At 66.1% G+C, this 17774-nt stretch carries 16 protein-coding genes; 15 read left to right on the top strand and 1 reads right to left on the bottom strand.

Annotated elements, in window-relative coordinates; genetic code table 11:
• Positions 1-8 precede the first annotated feature (8 nt).
• The 12 genes from arc to CMASS_RS05315 all read left to right on the top strand — a co-directional run bounded on the left by arc (position 9) and on the right by CMASS_RS05315 (position 13792).
• Positions 9-1568, top strand: coding sequence for a proteasome ATPase (arc, locus tag CMASS_RS05370; RefSeq protein WP_084684296.1), 1560 nt, complete (start codon positions 9-11; stop codon positions 1566-1568).
• Positions 1569-1618: 50 nt separating this feature from the next.
• The gene (gene dop, locus CMASS_RS05365) at positions 1619-3151 is read left to right on the top strand and encodes a depupylase/deamidase Dop (protein ID WP_022861985.1); all 1533 of its coding nucleotides are present in this window, start codon (positions 1619-1621) and stop codon (positions 3149-3151) included.
• Between the two features lie 34 nt (positions 3152-3185).
• Positions 3186-3374: a ubiquitin-like protein Pup gene (locus tag CMASS_RS05360; protein WP_022861984.1), complete on the top strand. Its 189-nt coding sequence runs from the start codon at positions 3186-3188 to the stop codon at positions 3372-3374.
• Positions 3371-4837 carry a Pup--protein ligase gene (gene pafA / locus CMASS_RS05355; protein WP_022861983.1) on the top strand — a complete coding sequence of 489 codons (1467 nt, stop codon included), beginning with the start codon at positions 3371-3373 and terminating at the stop codon, positions 4835-4837. The genes CMASS_RS05360 and pafA overlap by 4 nt, the downstream gene beginning before the upstream one ends.
• Before the next feature lie 72 nt (positions 4838-4909).
• A complete protein-coding gene (locus CMASS_RS05350) occupies positions 4910-5878 on the top strand; it encodes a helix-turn-helix transcriptional regulator (RefSeq protein ID WP_027018441.1) in 969 nt (322 codons plus the stop codon).
• 2 nt (positions 5879-5880) lie between these two features.
• Positions 5881-6867, top strand: coding sequence for a helix-turn-helix transcriptional regulator (locus CMASS_RS05345; protein ID WP_027018440.1), 987 nt, complete (start codon positions 5881-5883; stop codon positions 6865-6867).
• Between the two features lie 97 nt (positions 6868-6964).
• Positions 6965-7240: a Sec-independent protein translocase subunit TatA gene (tatA, locus tag CMASS_RS05340; protein WP_022861982.1), complete on the top strand. Its 276-nt coding sequence runs from the start codon at positions 6965-6967 to the stop codon at positions 7238-7240.
• Positions 7241-7293: 53 nt separating this feature from the next.
• Entirely contained in the window at positions 7294-8298 is a 1005-nt protein-coding gene (gene tatC / locus CMASS_RS05335) for a twin-arginine translocase subunit TatC (RefSeq protein WP_022861981.1), read from the top strand.
• Between the two features lie 21 nt (positions 8299-8319).
• Positions 8320-11136 carry a DEAD/DEAH box helicase gene (locus CMASS_RS05330; protein ID WP_022861980.1) on the top strand — a complete coding sequence of 939 codons (2817 nt, stop codon included), beginning with the start codon at positions 8320-8322 and terminating at the stop codon, positions 11134-11136.
• Between the two features lie 24 nt (positions 11137-11160).
• The gene (locus tag CMASS_RS05325; protein WP_022861979.1) at positions 11161-12315 is read left to right on the top strand and encodes a M24 family metallopeptidase; all 1155 of its coding nucleotides are present in this window, start codon (positions 11161-11163) and stop codon (positions 12313-12315) included.
• Positions 12316-13125: an SDR family oxidoreductase gene (locus tag CMASS_RS05320; protein ID WP_022861978.1), complete on the top strand. Its 810-nt coding sequence runs from the start codon at positions 12316-12318 to the stop codon at positions 13123-13125.
• A 73-nt stretch (positions 13126-13198) separates the two neighbouring features.
• Positions 13199-13792 carry a hypothetical protein gene (locus CMASS_RS05315; protein ID WP_156831742.1) on the top strand — a complete coding sequence of 198 codons (594 nt, stop codon included), beginning with the start codon at positions 13199-13201 and terminating at the stop codon, positions 13790-13792.
• Between the two features lie 28 nt (positions 13793-13820).
• Here CMASS_RS05315 and CMASS_RS05310 read toward each other — a convergent pair whose 3' ends face one another.
• Complete coding sequence (locus CMASS_RS05310) at positions 13821-14387, bottom strand: hypothetical protein (protein WP_022861976.1); 567 nt, start codon at positions 14385-14387, stop codon at positions 13821-13823.
• A 120-nt stretch (positions 14388-14507) separates the two neighbouring features.
• Here CMASS_RS05310 and CMASS_RS05305 point away from each other — a divergent pair, with 120 nt between their 5' ends.
• From CMASS_RS05305 to CMASS_RS05295, 3 genes are all read left to right on the top strand, one after another.
• Entirely contained in the window at positions 14508-15164 is a 657-nt protein-coding gene (locus CMASS_RS05305) for an FxsA family protein (RefSeq protein ID WP_051126767.1), read from the top strand.
• Positions 15164-16744 carry an apolipoprotein N-acyltransferase gene (lnt, locus tag CMASS_RS05300; protein ID WP_022861974.1) on the top strand — a complete coding sequence of 527 codons (1581 nt, stop codon included), beginning with the start codon at positions 15164-15166 and terminating at the stop codon, positions 16742-16744. The genes CMASS_RS05305 and lnt overlap by 1 nt, the downstream gene beginning before the upstream one ends.
• A 78-nt stretch (positions 16745-16822) precedes the next feature.
• The gene (locus tag CMASS_RS05295) at positions 16823-17701 is read left to right on the top strand and encodes a polyprenol monophosphomannose synthase (protein ID WP_051126783.1); all 879 of its coding nucleotides are present in this window, start codon (positions 16823-16825) and stop codon (positions 17699-17701) included.
• Positions 17702-17774: the final 73 nt, after the last annotated feature.

Here is a 17774-nt window from a genome sequence, read left to right as displayed (position 1 = left end):
CTTAGTCCATGACTCCACCAGTGCCACCCGCGTCGGCGGATTCTCACCGCACGGGTTCCCCCACGGAAACCCACCTGGCCGAGCGCAACAAGAAGCTCGCAGAGTTGCTCAAGGCATCCCGCGATCAATTGGAGCGCCTGTCCGCGGAGGTGGACGCGCTTGCTGAGCCCGCGTCGAGCTACGGGGTCTTCTTGCGCTATTCCACCTCGCGCAGCGACGGCATTGCCGACGCGGAGATCTTTACCGCGGGCAGGCACCTGAGAGTGAAGGTCTCGCCCCTGCTGGATCCCGGCAGCCTTGAGGTGGGTCAGGTGGTGCGCCTAGGCGAGGGGCACGTCGTGGTAGAGGCCTGCGGCTATGCCCCAGGCGGCCAGCTGACCACGGTTTCTGAGCGCCTGGATGATAGCCGCGTCATCGTCACCACCCCGAGCGGGGAGGAACACGTCATTTCTATTGCCGGGCAGATCAGCGCCGATGTTCGCGCAGGCGACACCGTGCTGACTGACTTGAAGGCCGGGGTAGCGGTGGAGGTGGTGGAAAAGACTGATCTTTCCCAGCTGTCCCTGGAGGAAGTCCCGGACGTCACCTTCGACGACATCGGCGGGCTCGAGTCCCAGATCAGCCAGATCCGCGACTCGGTGGAGCTGCCGTTCCTCCACCCCGACCTGTACCGCGACTACGACCTGCACCCGCCGAAGGGCGTGCTGTTGTACGGGCCGCCGGGGTGCGGCAAGACGCTCATCGCCAAGGCGGTGGCGCACTCGCTCGCCCAACACGAGGGGAGCGGCGCGGACAGCTACTTCCTCAACGTCAAGGGCCCAGAGCTACTCAACAAATTCGTCGGCGAGACCGAGCGCCGCATCCGGCTCATTTTTGAGCGCGCCCGGGAGCTCGCCGAGAAGGGCGGCCGGGGACCGGTGGTGGTCTTCTTCGACGAGATGGAGTCCATCTTCCGCACCCGCGGTTCCGGCGTGTCCTCCGACATGGAGACCACCGTGGTCCCGCAGCTCCTCGCGGAGCTCGACGGGGTGGAGGATCTGCGCAACGTCATCGTCATCGGCGCCACCAACCGCGAGGAGCTCATCGATCCGGCGATCATGCGCCCGGGCCGGTTGGACGTGAAGATCCGCATCAACCGCCCGACCAAGGACGGCGCCCGCGACATCTTGGCCCACCATCTCACCGAGTCCATCCCCACGGCCGAGGACCGCACCGCGCTTATCGATGCCGCCGTGGACGACCTCTACGCCGACCGCCCGTTCGTGCGCCTCACGCTTGCCGATGGCTCCACCCGCACCCTCCATTACCGCGACTTCGTTTCCGGAGCGATGCTCGCCAACGTCGTTGCCCGCGCGAAGAAGCTGGCCATCAAGGACGAGCTGCAGTCCGGCGGCGCCAACCGCGGCATCACCCGCGCGCACCTCACCGAGGCCATCGCCGCCGAGCAGGACGAAAGCGAGCACGTGCCCACGTCCGCCAACCCGGAGGACTGGTCAAAGATCGTCGGCGCCAGCGCTGGGGGCGGAACCAGCTCTGCAGTGACAGCGGTAGAGGTCATCAACCGGTAGAAGAAAGAAGAACCTGACGGCTCTAAGGGGCAATCGATAAGGTGTCGGTTATGTCCTCCCGCTTTATCGGAGCCGAAACCGAGTACGGAATCACCACGCCGAGTGCGCCTGAGCTGTCACCGATCGTCTCGTCGACGCACGCGGTCGTGGCCTACGCCGCGCTGCACACGAAGGCGCGATCCCGGTGGGATTTCGCCGCGGAGCACCCGCTGCGCGATTCGCGTGGTTTCGACCTCAAGCGCTATTCCACGGTGCCGGTGGTCGACCCGAACGCCATCGGTGTGGCCAACGTGATCCTGCCCAACGGCGCGCGCTACTACGTCGATCACGCGCATCCGGAGTACTCCGCGCCGGAGTGCGACAACGCCTGGGACGCGATGGTCCACGACGCGGCCGGCAATGTCGTGGTCCAGCGGGCGGCGCAGGCGCTGGCCCAGCTGGAGCAGCAGGGTGCGTCGGTCCTCGACGGGCATGAACCGTGCCCGCCGGTGCGCTTCTATAAAAACAACGTGGACGGCAAGGGCGCGTCCTACGGCTCCCACGAGAACTACCTGTACTCGCGCGAGACGGACTTCGACGCCATGGCGGCGGCGCTCATCCCGTTCTTCGTCACCCGCCAGGTCGTTGTCGGCGCTGGCCGCGTGGGCATCGGCCCGAGCGGGGAAGAGGCGGGTTTCCAGATATCGCAACGGGCCGACTACTTCGAGCAGGAGATCTCGCTGGAGACCACGCTGAACCGCGGCATCATCAACACCCGCGACGAGCCGCACGCGGACGCGGACCGCTTCGGGCGCCTGCACGTCATTATTGGCGATGCCAACCAGTCGCAGACGTCGAACTTGCTCAAATTCGGCATGACCGCGCTGGTCTTAGACGCCATTGAATCCGGGGTGGACTTTAGCGACCTGCAGCTGACCGCCCCGGTGGAAGAGCTCGAGCGCGTCAGCAGGGACGTCACGCTGCAACACCGGCTGCAGCTTGCTGACGGCCGTGAGCTGTCCGCTCTCGAAGTGCTCGCCGAGTACCGCCAGCGCGTGACCGCCACCACCGAGGTGGACCGGAAGGTCCTCGCCGCGTGGGACGAGGCGGTCGCGCTGCTTGCCGAGGATCCCCTCTCGGCCGCGCACCTTTTGGACTGGGTGGCCAAATACCGCCTGGTGCGCGCCTACATGGACCGCGGTATCGCGGCAGATAACCCGAAACTCGCGGCTATCGACCTGCAGTACGCCGACGTCGATCCGGACAAGTCCCTCTACTACGCGCTGCTGCGCAAAGGCCAGATGCGCGAGCTAGTTTCCGGAGACGAGCTTGCCGCTGCGGCGGACACGCCGCCAGATTCTTCCCGCGCGTACCTGCGCGGCCGCGTGCTGGAGAAATTCTGCGACGCGGTGGCCGCCGCCAGCTGGGACACCATCGTGTTACACGCGCACATTAACGGCCTAGACAAGCAAGCGGTGCTGCGGCTCAAAGAGGTGGGCAGCGCGACCGCCACCCACGTCGGCCAGGCGGTGGACGAGGCGGGCGATGTTCCCGAACTTTTGGAGGCCCTTGCGCGCGCCGGAATCACGGCCGAATATCGTTAGGGCAGACTAACTTCGAGGAAAGGTGGTTTAGGTCATGGCTAACCAGCAGATCCATGCCCCCGGTGGGGGAAACAACCCTGAGAACGAGGGGGATAACGCCGCGGCGGGTCAGGTGAACATCGACAAGGCAGGCACCGACGACCTCCTCGACGAGATTGACGGCCTGCTGGAAAGCAACGCCGAAGAGTTTGTGCGCTCCTACGTGCAGAAGGGCGGCCAATGATCTCGTACGCCCCAGGGGCGAACGCGGACAACACCCCGGTACATACCCGCCGGATCATGGGGATTGAGACCGAGTACGGGCTCATCGCCACGCGCGGCAATAAGATCCGTTGCAACGTGGACAGCCGCCTGTGCCGGCAGTGCAGCAGCCCCGACGAGGTGGCGCGCTGCATGTTCCGCCCCGTCGTGGAAGAATACGGCTCCACCAACGTCTTCACGGACAACGCCTCACGGCTGTACCTCGACGTGGGTAACCACCCGGAGGTGGCCACGGCGGAGTGCGACAGCCTGTCCCAGCTCATCGCCTATGAGCGTGCCGGTGATCGGATGGTGGACGATCTGGCGCGCATCGCGGAAAAGCGGCTGCGCGATATGGGCTGCGCGGAATCTATCTACCTGTTTAAAAACAACGTCGATTCCGCCGGCAACTCCTACGGCTGCCACGAGAACTACCTGGTGAGCCGGCAGGTGGTGCTCAAAGACATGGGGCGGGCGCTCCTGCCGTTTTTGATTACCCGCCAGCTCATTGCCGGCGCGGGGTTGATTCGCGCTCCTCGCGGTTCGGAGCCGGCGCAGTTTGTACTCTCGCAGCGCGCGGACAAGGTGTGGGACGGGATCTCGTCCGCTACGACGCGGTCCCGGCCGATGATCAACACCCGCGACGAGCCGCACGGGGACTCCACGCGGTTCCGCCGTATGCACGTCATCGTGGGCGATTCGAATATGGCGGAGCCGACCTCGGCGCTCAAGGTCGGCTCGATGCAGCTGGTCATAGAAATGCTCGAAGCCGGGGTGGATTTGCCGGAATTCGATCTCGCCGACCCGATCGCGGTAATCCAGGAGGTCTCCCGGGACCTCACCGGCCGCGCGCGGGTGGAACTCGCTGACGGCGGCAGCGTCGCCGCGCTAGACATCCAGCGCCGGCTGTGCGAGCGCGCCCGGGACTGGCTGGGGCAGCGCGACGACTGCGGTACGCCGATCGCGGAGCTGGCCCGAGTGGTGGATCTGTGGGAGCGGACCCTGGATGCGATCGATGCGCGGGATCTGGCCCGCGTGGGCACCGAAATCGACTGGGTAATAAAGCTGCAGCTGTTAGAGCAGTTCCGGGATCGCCTCAGCTGCGACTGGTCGCACCCGAAGCTCGCGCAGGTGGACTTCACCTACCACGACGTCCGCCCCGGCCGGGGGCTGTACAACGCGCTTGTAGAGCGCGGACGGGTTGCGCGGTGGGTGACCGACGCGGACATCGCCAAGGCCATGCACCACGCACCGGCGACCACCCGCGCAAACTTGCGCGGCAAGTTCCTCCGCACCGCGCGGGAGCTGAACGCGGAGACCTCCGTGGACTGGGTGCGGATGAAGATCAACCGGCCAGAGCCGTACACCGAAGAGTTCGCGGACCCGTTTGCATGCCGCGATCCGCGCCTCGACGCGCTGCTAGACTACATGCGCGTTAACGCTTAAAAAGCCTGGCCGCGCGCCTCGCGGACGACGGCCCCGGCAGGCGACGCTCCCACGCTAGAGAGGACGAACTGGATGGCACCCTCCCAAAAGCAGGCAGTCGAGCGCCTGGTCAACCTCTCTTTCGCCCTCCAGGGAGCGGCGAACAGTGGCCGGGGCACGCGCAGCGCCGAGTGGATCCGCCGCAACGTCGACGGCTACCAGGACAAGACGGACGAGGCCTTTGCCAAGGCGTTGAGCCGCGACGTGCGCTCGCTCCAGCGTGCCGGGGTGCCCATCGTCACCACGTCGGCGGCAGGTTTCGGCGCCGAGTACCGGCTGTTGGAGGACGCATACGAATTGCCGGCCGTCGACTTCACGCCGGAGGAGGCGCTGGTTCTAGGGCTCGCCGCGGGCATCGGCCAGGGCGGCGGCATGAGCGATCTGTCGCGGGCGGGGTGGACCAAGCTGGCCGCGTCCGGGGCTTCCCGGGATCTGGCGGCCCGCTCGACGGTGACCGCGGTTGTCGATGCCCAGCGTATCGACCCCGAAATGGTCCGCGCGGTTCTCACCATCATCCGCACCGGCCTGCGCATGCGGTTTGAGTATGTTCGCGCCCCCGGGGCCGAGCCGGCCATGCGCACGATGGATCCGTGGGGCCTGGTCACCCATCGCACGCGCCTGTACCTCGTGGGGTGGGACGTCGACCGCGCGGCGCCGCGCGCATTCCGGGCGACGCGCATCGGCAGCGTAAAAGCCACCCGCAGCCGTGCCGAGCACACCGAGCCGACAGCACCGCTCCAGCAGCTGGTGGAAAAGGCGCTGTCCCGCGAGGGTTTGGTCGATGCGCTCGTGCGCGCGCCGGAGGATGCTGCTGCCTTTGAGCTGTTGGCCCAGGGCCACCGCCTCGCCGACGGGCTGGTGGAACTGCGCGGAGTCCCGCTGGACTGGCTGGTGCGCACGGCTGTCGGTTACGCCGACGAGGTGGAAATTATCGAGCCGCCAGAGGCGCGAGAGCGCATCATCGATCTACTGCGCCAGGCGCTCAAAGAAGGGGAGCGATAGTCATGGCCGACAGCACAGACAAGCACCGCATGCTGGTAGGGGCGCTCAACCTCATCCCTTACTTCCAGTCGCACCCGGGCGCGAGTCTCATGGAAGCGGCCACGGATTTAGGTATGGGTGTCGAGGAGGTCCACGAGGCACTCACCAGCTTGTTTTGCAGCGGCGTAGGGCGCGGGACCGAGGATCTCATTGATCTAACCTTCAGCTACCGCGACGGCGTGACCATCACCGAGGATCAGGGGTTGAACAAGCCGTTGCGGTTGACTGCCACGGAGGCGGGCGCGCTGCTTTTGACCTTGGAAGCTCTCGAATCGAGCCCCGGGCTTGCCGATTCCCACGCGGTGCAGTCCGCCGCCGCCAAGCTGCGCGGCATCATGGACTCGAAGACGCGGGGGATTTACGACTCGCTGGCTGATGTCGACCCAGCCGCCGAGGACTCGCAGGCGCAGATGGCGCTCACCCGCGCCGTCGATGCCCGGCAGCGCGCCCGCTTCGACTACTGGTCGGCGCGGGCAGAGGAGTGGACCCGCCGTGAAGTCGATCCGGCTCGCCTCTTCCTCGTCGAGGACGTGGCGTACCTCATCGCCTGGGAGCCGGCGTCTAACGCGCACCGCACCTTCCGGATAGACCGCATGCGCCACGTCGAGCTTGTCGAGGAGAAATCGGCGCCGCACCTGGGCCAGTTAAGCTTTGATCCGACCGATCCCTTTAATTTCCGCCAGGCTGAGCGGGCGGAGGTTTCCGTCGATAGCCAGGCCACCTGGCTGGCAGAGGTGGCGGACCTCGAGCTGTCCGCAGACGCCGAGGCTGGGGCCGATAATCGAGGTTCCGAAGGTTGGATTCCCGCCACCGTGCCGGTGCAGTCGGAGGAGTGGGCCGTGCGCTTTATTCTGGGGCACGCAGACCGCGTGCGAGTGGAAGCTCCCGCCGAATTGCGGCAGGCCGTTGCGAACAAAGCGGCGGCAGGGTTGAACCGTTATACTCACTAATCAGCAATTTTCACCAATTAACAATCATCGTCACTGCCCCGATGCAGCGCTGAAGGCGTCTCATCCGGGCGGCAAGGTGTAGGAAGAAGAGAGGCTCATGTCCGTCGGCGCACCCGAAATCATCCTCATCATCGTGGTCATCCTCCTGCTCTTCGGAGCGACCAAGCTGCCGGAACTCGCGCGTTCCGTCGGGCGCTCGATGCGCATCTTCAAGTCCGAGGTCAACGAGATGAACAACGAGAGCGCGCAGTCGAAGCAGACGCAGACGGCCACCCCGTCCCAGCAAGCTCTGCCGTCCAGCAACCAGGCAGCGGATAACGCCGCGAGCCCGCTGAACGACCCGGAGGCCCACACCCAGGCCCGCGGTCAGTAGAACGCGCAGTAAACCTCTTTCACGTACCCACCTCAACAACTTTTCAGCGACGCATGACCACACACCCGCAGGCCGGCCAGAAGAAAAAGCGAGGGCTGAAACTTCCGGCGCGCAAAAAGAAGAACCCGACCGGGGAGATGACCCTGGTCGAGCATCTCAAGGAACTGCGCTACCGGCTGATCCTCGCGGTGGTGGCAGTACTGTGCGGCACCATCGTCGGTTTTATCTGGTACCAGACCGCGCCGCCGGGCATCCCGCCGCTGGGCGAGATGCTGCGCGGGCCGTACTGCTCGCTGCCGGATAACCTGCGCGCTGACTTCACCGGCGACGGCGAGTGCCGCCTGTTGGCCACGAGCCCGTTCGAGATGCTCCTGCTGCGCCTCAAGATCGCGGGGCTTGCGGGGCTGGTGTTGTCCTCGCCGTTCTGGCTTTACCAGGTGTGGGCGTTTATCACCCCGGGCCTTTTGCGCAAGGAGCGCAAGTTCACCTTTAGCTTCGTCTCGGTGGCGGTGCTGCTTTTTGTCCTCGGCGCGGTGTTGGCCTACGCGGTGGTCTCCATCGGCCTCGAGTTCCTCGTCTCGGTGGGCGATCAGTATCAGGCGGCCGGTCTGACCGGTAAGGAGTACTTCAGCTTCCTGCTGGGGTTCCTCGTCATTTTCGGTGTGAGCTTCGAGGTGCCGCTGGTCGTGGTCACGCTCAACCTCTTGGGCCTGTTGCGCTACGACGCGATCAAAGACAAGCGCCGCATCATCATCGTGGCCATCACCATCTTCGCGGCGGTGGCCACACCCGGCCAGGATCCGTTCACGATGATCATCTTGTCCCTGGCGCTCATCATCCTGGTCGAGCTGTCGTTCCAGTTCTGTCGTATCCACGACAAGCGCCGCGGGCGCGAGCGCCCCGAATGGCTCGGCCTCGACGATGAGGAGGCCTCCGCGTTAGATACCGCCCCCGGCGGGATGGATGCACCCCAGCCGGTCACCTCCCAGCCGGTGGCCAAACCGGCACCGGTCCGCCACGACAATGCAGGGGCCAATCCCTTCGACGACGTGCTATAGCGGCAGGTAGTCTAGGCCACTATGGCCACGTCGCATCTTGCTGAGTTTTCCGCCGCCCTGCCGTACCCGCTGGATGACTTCCAGCTCGAGGGCTGTCAGGCCGTCGAGGACGATCGGGGAGTGCTCGTATGCGCTCCCACCGGCGCCGGCAAGACCATCGTGGGCGAGTTCGCCGTCTCCCTGGCGCTCTCCCGCGGCACGAAGTGCTTTTACACCACGCCCATCAAGGCGCTGAGCAACCAGAAGTACCACGACCTCGTCGCAGAACACGGCGAGGACGCCGTGGGCCTGCTGACTGGCGATGTCTCCGTCAACCCCCACGCCGAGATCGTCGTGATGACCACCGAGGTCTTACGCAACATGATCTACGCGGGCTCGCGGGCCCTGGACCGGCTTACCCACGTGGTGATGGACGAGATTCACTTTCTTGCCGATGCCGCCCGCGGCGCCGTGTGGGAAGAAATCATCTTGAACCTTGACGAGTCGGTCAACATCATCGGGCTATCGGCCACGGTGTCGAACTCCGAGGAATTCGGCGAGTGGCTTTCTGCCGTGCGCGGCGATACCAAGGTCATCGTCTCCGAGCATCGCCCGGTCCCGCTGGACCAGTGGATGCTCATCGGGCACAAGGTCTACCCACTTTTCGAGCCGGGCACGACCGGCGAGGTCAACCCGGAACTGGTGCAACGCGTCCAGCGCCTCGAGGAGCGCGATGCCAACCAGGGCAAAGCCGACTACGTCTCCGGGAAGGGCTTTCGCTCGCGTGCACTGGCCAAGCGCAACAAGGGCGCGGAGAAGGGCCGGGATTCCCGCCGGCGCAGCGGCGCGCCGCGCCCGCAGGACAAGTACCGCCCCCTCGGCCGGCCGGAGGTGCTCAAGCTCCTGCAGGGGCAGGAGATGCTGCCGGCCATCACCTTCATCTTCTCCCGCGCCGGCTGCGACGGCGCCCTCTACCAGTGCTACCGCTCGCGGATGCGCCTGACCGAGCCGGAGGAAGCGCAGCAGATCAAAGAGATCATCGATGCCGGGGTGGAAGGCATCCCGGAAGAGGATCTCCAGGTGCTTAACTTCCGGCAGTGGCGCGAGGTGCTCTCCCGCGGTTTCGCCGCCCACCACGCCGGTATGCTGCCGGCATTTCGCCACATTGTGGAAGATCTCGTCGTGCGCGGGCTGGTGCGGGCCGTCTTCGCCACTGAGACGCTCGCGCTGGGGATCAACATGCCGGCGCGCACGGTGGTGCTGGAAAAGCTCATCAAATTTAATGGCGAGTCGCACGTGGATCTCACGCCGGGGCAGTACACGCAGCTGACGGGGCGCGCGGGCCGGCGTGGCATCGACACGCAAGGCAACGCGGTCGTGCTGTGGGCGCCGGCCATGGATCCGCGGCAGGTGGCAGGCCTTGCCTCCACGCGCACCTACCCGCTGAATTCCACGTTCGCCCCGGGGTACAACATGGCCATCAACCTGCTGGGCATGCTCGGTTTCGATGACTCGCTGCGGCTCATCGAGAAGTCGTTTGCGCAGTTCCAAGCGAACGGATCCGTGGTGGAAGAAACGCGCGAGATTGAGCGGGCGGAGCAGCGCGTCGCCGAGCTGGAACAGCAACTGGCCGAGGCGGTAGAGACCTTTGCGCCGCCGGTGGCCGATGGTGAGGATGCGCAGACGCTGCTGATGGACTACGTCGCGCTGCGCCGCGCGCTGACCGATGAGGAACGCGCCGCCCAGGCGCATTCGGTCGAGCAGCGCACCCAGGAAGTGCGCACCGTGCTGGCCAAGATGCAGGAAGGCGAGGTCGTCGCGCTGGCAGGGCGAAAAGGCCCCACGCTCGCGGTGGTCAATACCGCGGCTAACCAGTCGGCCGATCCCCGGCCGTGGGTGACCACGGAAACCGGCTGGTCGGGCCGGATTGACGTAGCCGGCATCGATAACCCGCCTATTTCCGTCGGCCGAATGAAGCTGCCGCGCCAGGTGCGGAAGAACCCGCGGAAGAACTCGCGCTTTGTGGTCAACGCGCTCAAGCGCGAGAAGTTCCACCGCCCGAAGAAGATGCGGCTGAAACCGCGCGTGCGGCCGACGAAGAAGATCACCGAGCTGCGCGAGGCCATTCGCGAGCACCCGGCGCACAACTGGCCGGCCTTGGACCGCGAACAGCTGGCAAATATCGGGCACCGGCTGGACCGCCGCGAGCGCGAGCTGGAGAAGATGGAAAAGCGGGTGGAGCGCGCCACGGACACCCTGGGCCGCACCTTCGAGCGCATCGTGGGGCTTTTGGCGCAGATGGACTACGTGGAATTCGATGGCATTGGCCCGGACCGGGTCCCAGTGGTCACCGAAGAAGGCGAGCGGCTGGCCAAAATCCACAGCGAGTCGGATCTGCTGGTGGCACAGTGCCTCAAGCGCGGCATCTGGGACGGTCTGGATCCGGCAGAGCTGGCCGGGGTGAGCTCACTGTGCGTGTTTGAAAACCGCAAATCCACCGCCGGGCAGCCCGAACTGCCCACGGAGGAGATGGTGGATGCCGCCAACGCCACCGTCCGAGTGTGGAGCGAACTGGCCGCCGACGAGCAGCGCAACCAGCTGCCCGTTACCCGTGAACCGGAGGCCGAGTTTGCCCTGGCCATCCACCAGTGGGCGGCGGGAGCGCCTTTGGGCTACTGCCTGGCCGCGGCCGCAGAGTCGGGCGCGCAGCTGACCGCCGGTGACTTCGTCCGCTGGTGCCGGCAGGTGGTCGATCTTCTCCAGCAGGTGGCCAAGACCGGCTACGGCGAGGATATTCGCGCCAACGCACGGCGGGCTATCGACGCGATCCAGCGCGGCGTGGTGGCTATCGGCGCCTAAGCCCGGCGCACTAAGGTGTGTGCCATGACTGAGACACCCGACTCCATCCCGTCCACTTTCGGCCCTGAGTTGTACTCGGAGCGCATCGAGCGCGCGCAGCAGGCCGTCCGCGAAGCCGGCGCTGCCGGCGCGGTCATCGCCACCGGTGCCGAGTTCGCGTACTTCACCGGCAGCTGGGCCTCCTCGCATGAGCGGCTGACCAGCCTGGTCATCCCCGCCGCGGGGCGCGCGACGGTTATTGTCCTCTCCACCGACATGGGCGATATCCGGCGCTCTCCCATCGGAGAGCTCGACGTGGACATCAAGCAGTGGGCCGATGGCCAGGACCCGTACGCACTGGTGTGGAACGCTCTGGGCGAGGCCCCGGCTGGCGCCACCATCGGCCTGAGCAGCTCACTGACGGCCGACCACGTCCTGCGCATCCAGAAGCGCGATCCCGCTGAGCGCCGCGACTGGGTGCTTACCGCCGACCTGCTGTCGGATCTCTACTACCGCAAGGGCGCCGAAGAAGTGGCGCAACTTGGCCAGGCCGCCGCGGCGATTGACCGCGTGCACGCGGCCGTCCCGGAGCTACTGACCCCGGGGGTGACTGAGAAGCAGGTGGCGGACAAGCTGTCCGAGCTTATCCTCGCCGAGCACGACAGCATCGACTTCGTCATCGTCGGCTCCGGCCCCAACGGCGCCGACCCGCACCACGACTTCTCCGACCGCGTGCTGCGCGCCGGCGAGCCGGTCGTGGTGGATCTCGGCGGCACCTTAGGCGCCGGCTACCACTCGGACTGCACGCGCACCTACGTCGTCGGGGGTGACTCTCAAGCCGCGCCGGAGGACTTCCGCGCCGCCTACGACGTCTTGTACCGCGCCTACCGCGCCGCCTTTGACGCCGTGCGTCCCGGGGTGACGGCGCAGGAGATCGACTCCGCCGCCCGCGACATCATCGAGGCGGCCGGTTACGGCGACGCGTTCTTCCACCGCTTAGGCCACGGCATCGGGCTGAGTGGCCACGAGGATCCGTTCATCATGCAGGGCAATGACACCCCGCTGACGGAGGGCATGTGCTTTTCCATCGAGCCGGGCATCTACGTCGCGGACAAGTGGGGCATGCGCTTGGAAGACATCGTGGTCGTGGAGGCCAGTGGGGCGCGCTCGCTGAACAACGGACCGCGGGAGCTGTGCTAGATGCCGGCCGGAAAGGAAGACGGCGCGGTCCTCGTCCTGGGCGGGCGCAGCGACATCGGTGGCGAGCTCGCCGCGCGGATCTGCCGGGGCCGCACCGTGGTGCTGGCCGCCCGGCCTCGTGGCGACGCCGAGCTGCACAACGCGGCGCTTGACGATGCCGCCCTCAACACCACCGTCTCCCGCCTGAGTTCCCCGGAGTGTGGAGCGAGCGCGGTGCACCGCATCGCCTTCGACGCGACCGACTGCGCATCCCACCGCGACGTGGTGCGCCGCGCCGAACAGGTGGCGGGGGAGGAAATCACCACGGCGATCGTGGCCTTCGGCATCTTGGGCGATCAGGATCGCGCGGAGCGTGACGAGGCGCACGCGGCCGACATCGCCGCCGTGGACTACCTCGCGCAGGTGTCCATGCTCACCGTGCTTGCCGATGTCATGCCCCGCGGCCACATCGTCGCCTTCTCGTCCATCGCCGGCTGGCGGGCGCGGCGCGCGAACTACGTATACGGCTCGACGAAGGCGGGGCTCGACGCCTTCTGCCAGGGTCTTGCGGACCGCCTGCACGGCAGCGAGCTGGCGCTTATTACTGCCCGCCCTGGCTTCGTCATCGGTTCGATGACCGAGGGCATGCGCCCCGCGCCACTGTCGGTGACGCCGGACGTGGTGGCGGAGCACATCGCCAAGCACATGCGTGCCGATGAAAAGCGCTCCCGCCCGCGCAGCACCACCGTGTGGATCCCCGGCACACTCCGGCTCCTTGCCTGGGTGATGCGCATGGTGCCGCGGCCAATCTGGCGGCACATGCCGCGTTAAGACAGGATGGTAGGCCATGCAGTTCGTTTTGGACGTGCTCCGCCACCAAAGCGGGATGATTACGTCTCGGCAAATGACTCGAGAGCAGGAGAAAGCCGCCCTCAAACGCGGAATAATTGAGCCATTTTTCGGGGAGTCGGAGAATTTACAGATCGCCGATGATGTCGTTTTCCGAGACGCGGATGTCTCGTGGAGTAGCGCCCTGATTCTTTACGCACCGGTGGTTGTGGCTACCCGTTGTCTTCCTGTCGAGACAGTAGTGCCCTTGGTGTGGCAGGCATCCCTAGAGGCGCAAAATGTCGGGCCCTTCGTCGTGACATCTGAGGGTCGCGATGTAGCCGTACCTGCCAGTTACACGCCGAACGTTATACAGGTCGACGTCCCACACAAGGTAACCGCCCACAGCATGGAGTTACGGCCGGATGAGTGGTGCTGGTTTGAGGGGATCCCTGTACAGCGCGCTGATTTAGCGATCAAACATCTAGCCGTTCCTGGAATGGTTCCGGACTGGATTGAGGCTGCGGTAGTGAATGCGTATGACGACGGTCTCGCATCCATAGAGCAACTCGGAAGAGCAATCGATAACTTCGCACGGGAGTATCTTCGGGTTTCAGGCCTGGAGCTTACCCAGAAGTGGATCGACGCCACCACTGACTGGCCGTCCTGATCCTGATCGCGGCTTCGGCGTAGGCCTGCTACCCGTCAGCCCGCAGCGACTCATCCAGATGCGGGGAATTCGCATCGAAGATGAACCCGCGGGGTGCGAGCACGCGCAGGACGACGTCAGCGTCGCCCTCGGCGATGTCGTGGAAGATGAGGCTGCCGCGCTGGGTGACGGTGACGGGGACTTCGAGTGCACCGAGGATATCCACGTGCGCGGCAGGCAGGCGGCGGCCGTAGACGCCGGCGCCGAGGTTCACCCTCCCGGGCTCGCAGTCCTCGTCGAGCCAGCCGATGGGGGCGGCATCGTCACGCGGGGCGGTAGGGAAGTCGGTCGTTTCCTCGGCCGGAATGTCCGCCACGGCGCGCTCTACGCCGGACTGGTCGTGGACACCGCGGACCTCGATGGTGCCGCCGTCCAGGATGTGGATCGCGCCGTCGGCGAAGTCGCGGGCCAGGTTGGCCAGCGCGAACCATTCCTGCTGCCGGATCACGCGGCCGGTCATCTCCATCCGCGCCACGGTGACGGTGGCTTGCGCGGCGGCGGTTGCTGCGGCTGCGGCGTCAGAAGGGGAGTGTTCGTGGAAACTCACTGTCGGCATGGCTCGTCAGTGTACAAGCCACCGTGGTCGCCGCCTCCGTCACCGCTTGCGGCCGCGTGACACGCGGCGCGACGTCCGCAAGGTGCCGTGGGGCGGTGAGGAATACGTAGGGGAGCCGGTATGGTTGAACCCACTATGCCGGTTGTTTATTTCTTCGCGTACTTCCTCCTCGAAGCCTTAGCCTTCTGGGCGGTCTCGTCCTGGATCGGTGTCGGCTGGGCGCTGCTCGTGCTCTTTGTCACCATGTTTTTCGGCATGACCATCGCGGGTGTGGAAGCCCGCCGCATCATGCGCTCGCGGGTGCGGGCGGACGACAAAGGACAGCTCGTCTACTCCGACGACAAGCCGGGGCGCACCGCGGGCAACGTGGGGCTGACCATGGTCGGCGGTGTTCTGCTGTCCATCCCCGGGTTCGTCACCACCATCGTGGGACTTCTGCTCATCCTGCCGCCGACGCGGTCGCTTATCCGCACGGTGCTGGCCGCGCGCATGTTCCGCGCCATCGAACGGATGGGCATGCGCGTCTACGAGGCAACTCCGATGGCACAAAACCACACCTCGTTCGGGCAGTTCACGTCCGCTCGCCCGTCGCAGCCTGGGGCGCGCGACTCCTCCCGCGGCTCAGCTCGCAGGCGGGCCCGCGATGAGGACTTGGTGATCGACGAAGACGAGATCCGGCGCTGGTCGGAATCGGCGGATCCGGATGACTTCCGCCCCGATAGCGACAATGGCCGCGGCCGCGGCGGTAGTGGACGCCCCAGCGGGGATACGCACTAGTGGCGCGCGGCTGGTTGCTAGCGCGCTGCGTACTCGCGGCGCTCGCCGGCGCACTGACCTACACCGCCTACGCACCGTTCGGGTGGTGGCCGGCGGCCATCGCCGGAATGGGCCTATTGTATGCGGCGCTAAGCCCCTGGCCGCGCGGTAAGCGCCTCACGTTGGGGAAGGCGGCGTGGGTCGCGTTCGTGCACGCGCTCTGCCTCTACCTGCTCCTGCTGCCGTGGATCGGGGAAATGGTCGGCGCGTTTCCGTACATCGCGCTCGCGGTGTTCCTCGCGCTCTACGCGCTCTTGCTGGGCGCGGGCGGGGCAGCCCTTGCTCGCTGGCGCTACGGCTTTGTCGCCTTCCCGCTGTGGTACGCGGCGGTCGAGGTGCTGCGCTCGTCGGTGCCGTTCGGCGGGTTTTCGTGGGTGCGCCTGGCGTGGAGCCAGGTGGAAGGACCGTTGGCGCACCTGATGCCGTGGGGCGGGGCGGTGGTGGTGACCGCAGCCACGGTTCTGGTGGGCACAAGCATCGCAGCACTCATCGGCACCCTGGTGGGAGTACCGCGGGCAGAAAAGGCCCGCGGGCAGGCGCTCCCGCGGTTTCGGGCGACAGCCGCCGCCGGTGCGATTGTGCCGCTGGCTGCTGCCATGGTCGCGACGATGACCGCGACAGCAAGCGGGCCGGACGGTTCGTCGTCCCATCACGTCGGTGAGGTGCGCGCGGCCGCCGTGCAGGGCAACGTCCCGCGTATGGGGCTAGATTTCAATGCCCAGCGCCGCGCGGTGCTGGCGAACCACGCGCGGGTGACGGAAGAACTCGCCGAGGCTGAGCCCGACCTTGATCTGGTTTTCTGGCCGGAAAACTCCTCGGACGTCAACCCGTTCGCCGACGATTCCGCGATGGCGATGATCCAGAAGGCCGCCCGCCGGGTCGCCGCCCCAGTCCTCGTGGGCACCCTGACCCGCGATCACGTTGGCGACCGCAACACCATGCAGGTATTCGACGCAGACGGGCAGCCGGGCGAGTACCACCACAAGAAGTACTTGCAGCCCTTCGGCGAGACAATGCCGTGGCGCGACTTCTTTGCCCATTTCAGCGACTTCGTCGACCTGGCCGGCGATTTCCAGCCCGGCAATGGCCCGGGCGTGGTGCACATGGCTGGCATCCCGGTAGGCGTGGCCACCTGCTACGAGGTCTCGTTCGACGACGCGTTCCGCACCTCGGTGGCGAATGGCGCGCAGATCCTTACCTCGCCGACGAACAACGCCACGTTCGGTTTTTCCGACATGACCTACCAGCAGCTGGCGATGAGCCGGATGCGGGCGATGGAAACCGACAGGGCAGTGGTGGTCGCGGCGACCTCCGGCGTATCCGCCATCGTGCACCCAGACGGGTCGGTTACCCAGCAGTCACGCATCTTCGAACCGAAGTTCCTAGCCGAGGATCTGCCGCTGCGTGACTCGCTGACGCCCGCCGTCCGGTTTGGCCACACCCTGCAGGTCATTCTCCTGATCCTCGGCGTGGGGCTGACCGCCGCCGCGGTGTGGACGACGAGCTGGAAAGGCCGTGTTCTTAGCCGACTGCGTAAGTGACGCCGGCCATAGGATATAGTCCCTTTTTTGTAGGGTCCGACAGAGTAAAAGAGGAGAGTCGTCACCGTGACTGAGTCCGTGTCTGCTCTAGACGCTTCCACGTTGGTCATCATCCCGACCTTCAACGAAATTGAAAACCTGCCCCGCATCTCCTCCCGCGTGCGAGAGGCCCAGCCTGGGGTGCACATCCTCGTCGTCGACGACAATTCTCCCGACGGGACCGGGGAGCTCGCCGACAAGCTGGCGGCTGACGATGACCACATCCACGTCCTGCACCGCGAGGGCAAGGGCGGGCTTTTGGGCGCGTACCTGGCCGGATTCGAGTGGGGCATGGAGCACGACTTCGAGGTCCTCTGCGAAATGGACGCGGACGGTTCCCACGCGCCGGAGGAGCTGCACCTGCTTCTCGATGAAGTGGCCGACGGCGCCGATCTCGTCATCGGCTCGCGCTACGTACCAGGCGGCAAGACCGTGAACTGGCCGGCATCCCGCGAGCTGCTGTCGCGACTGGGCAACGTCTACATTTCCATGGCGCTGGGCGCGGACCTGTCAGACATGACCGCCGGCTACCGCGCCTTCCGCCGCGAGGTGCTGGAGACGCTCGCGCTCGACGAGCTGTCTAAGGCCGGCTACATCTTCCAGGTCGATGTCGCCTTCCGCGCCATTCAGGAAGGCTTCGACGTGCGCGAGGTGCCGGTTACGTTCACCGACCGCGAGTTCGGCGAGTCGAAGCTCGACGGCTCCTTCGTGAAGGATTCCCTCTTTGAGGTCACCAAATGGGGAGTCAACCACCGCACCAACCAGGTCAAGGGCTTGGCGGAAGACTTTGGGCCCATCGTCAAGCGCAGTGTCGCCGATTCCCCGCTGGCCGACGCCCCGGCTGCACTGCGCCGCGCCGCTGGCAAGGCCACGCAGGCTGTGCGCGATCTTGGCGATACCGCTCGCGGGGCCAAATAAACCTACGAGCGCAGCCCGCATAGCACAACCGCCGCCCACGGTAGGAGAGTAGTTCCTGCCGTGGGCGGCGGTT

Origin of the sequence: Corynebacterium massiliense DSM 45435 (assembly GCF_028609805.1) — a bacterium.
In the GTDB taxonomy this organism is placed as follows: Bacteria; Actinomycetota; Actinomycetes; order Mycobacteriales; family Mycobacteriaceae; genus Corynebacterium; species Corynebacterium massiliense.
This window is presented reverse-complemented; position numbering and strand designations above follow the sequence as displayed.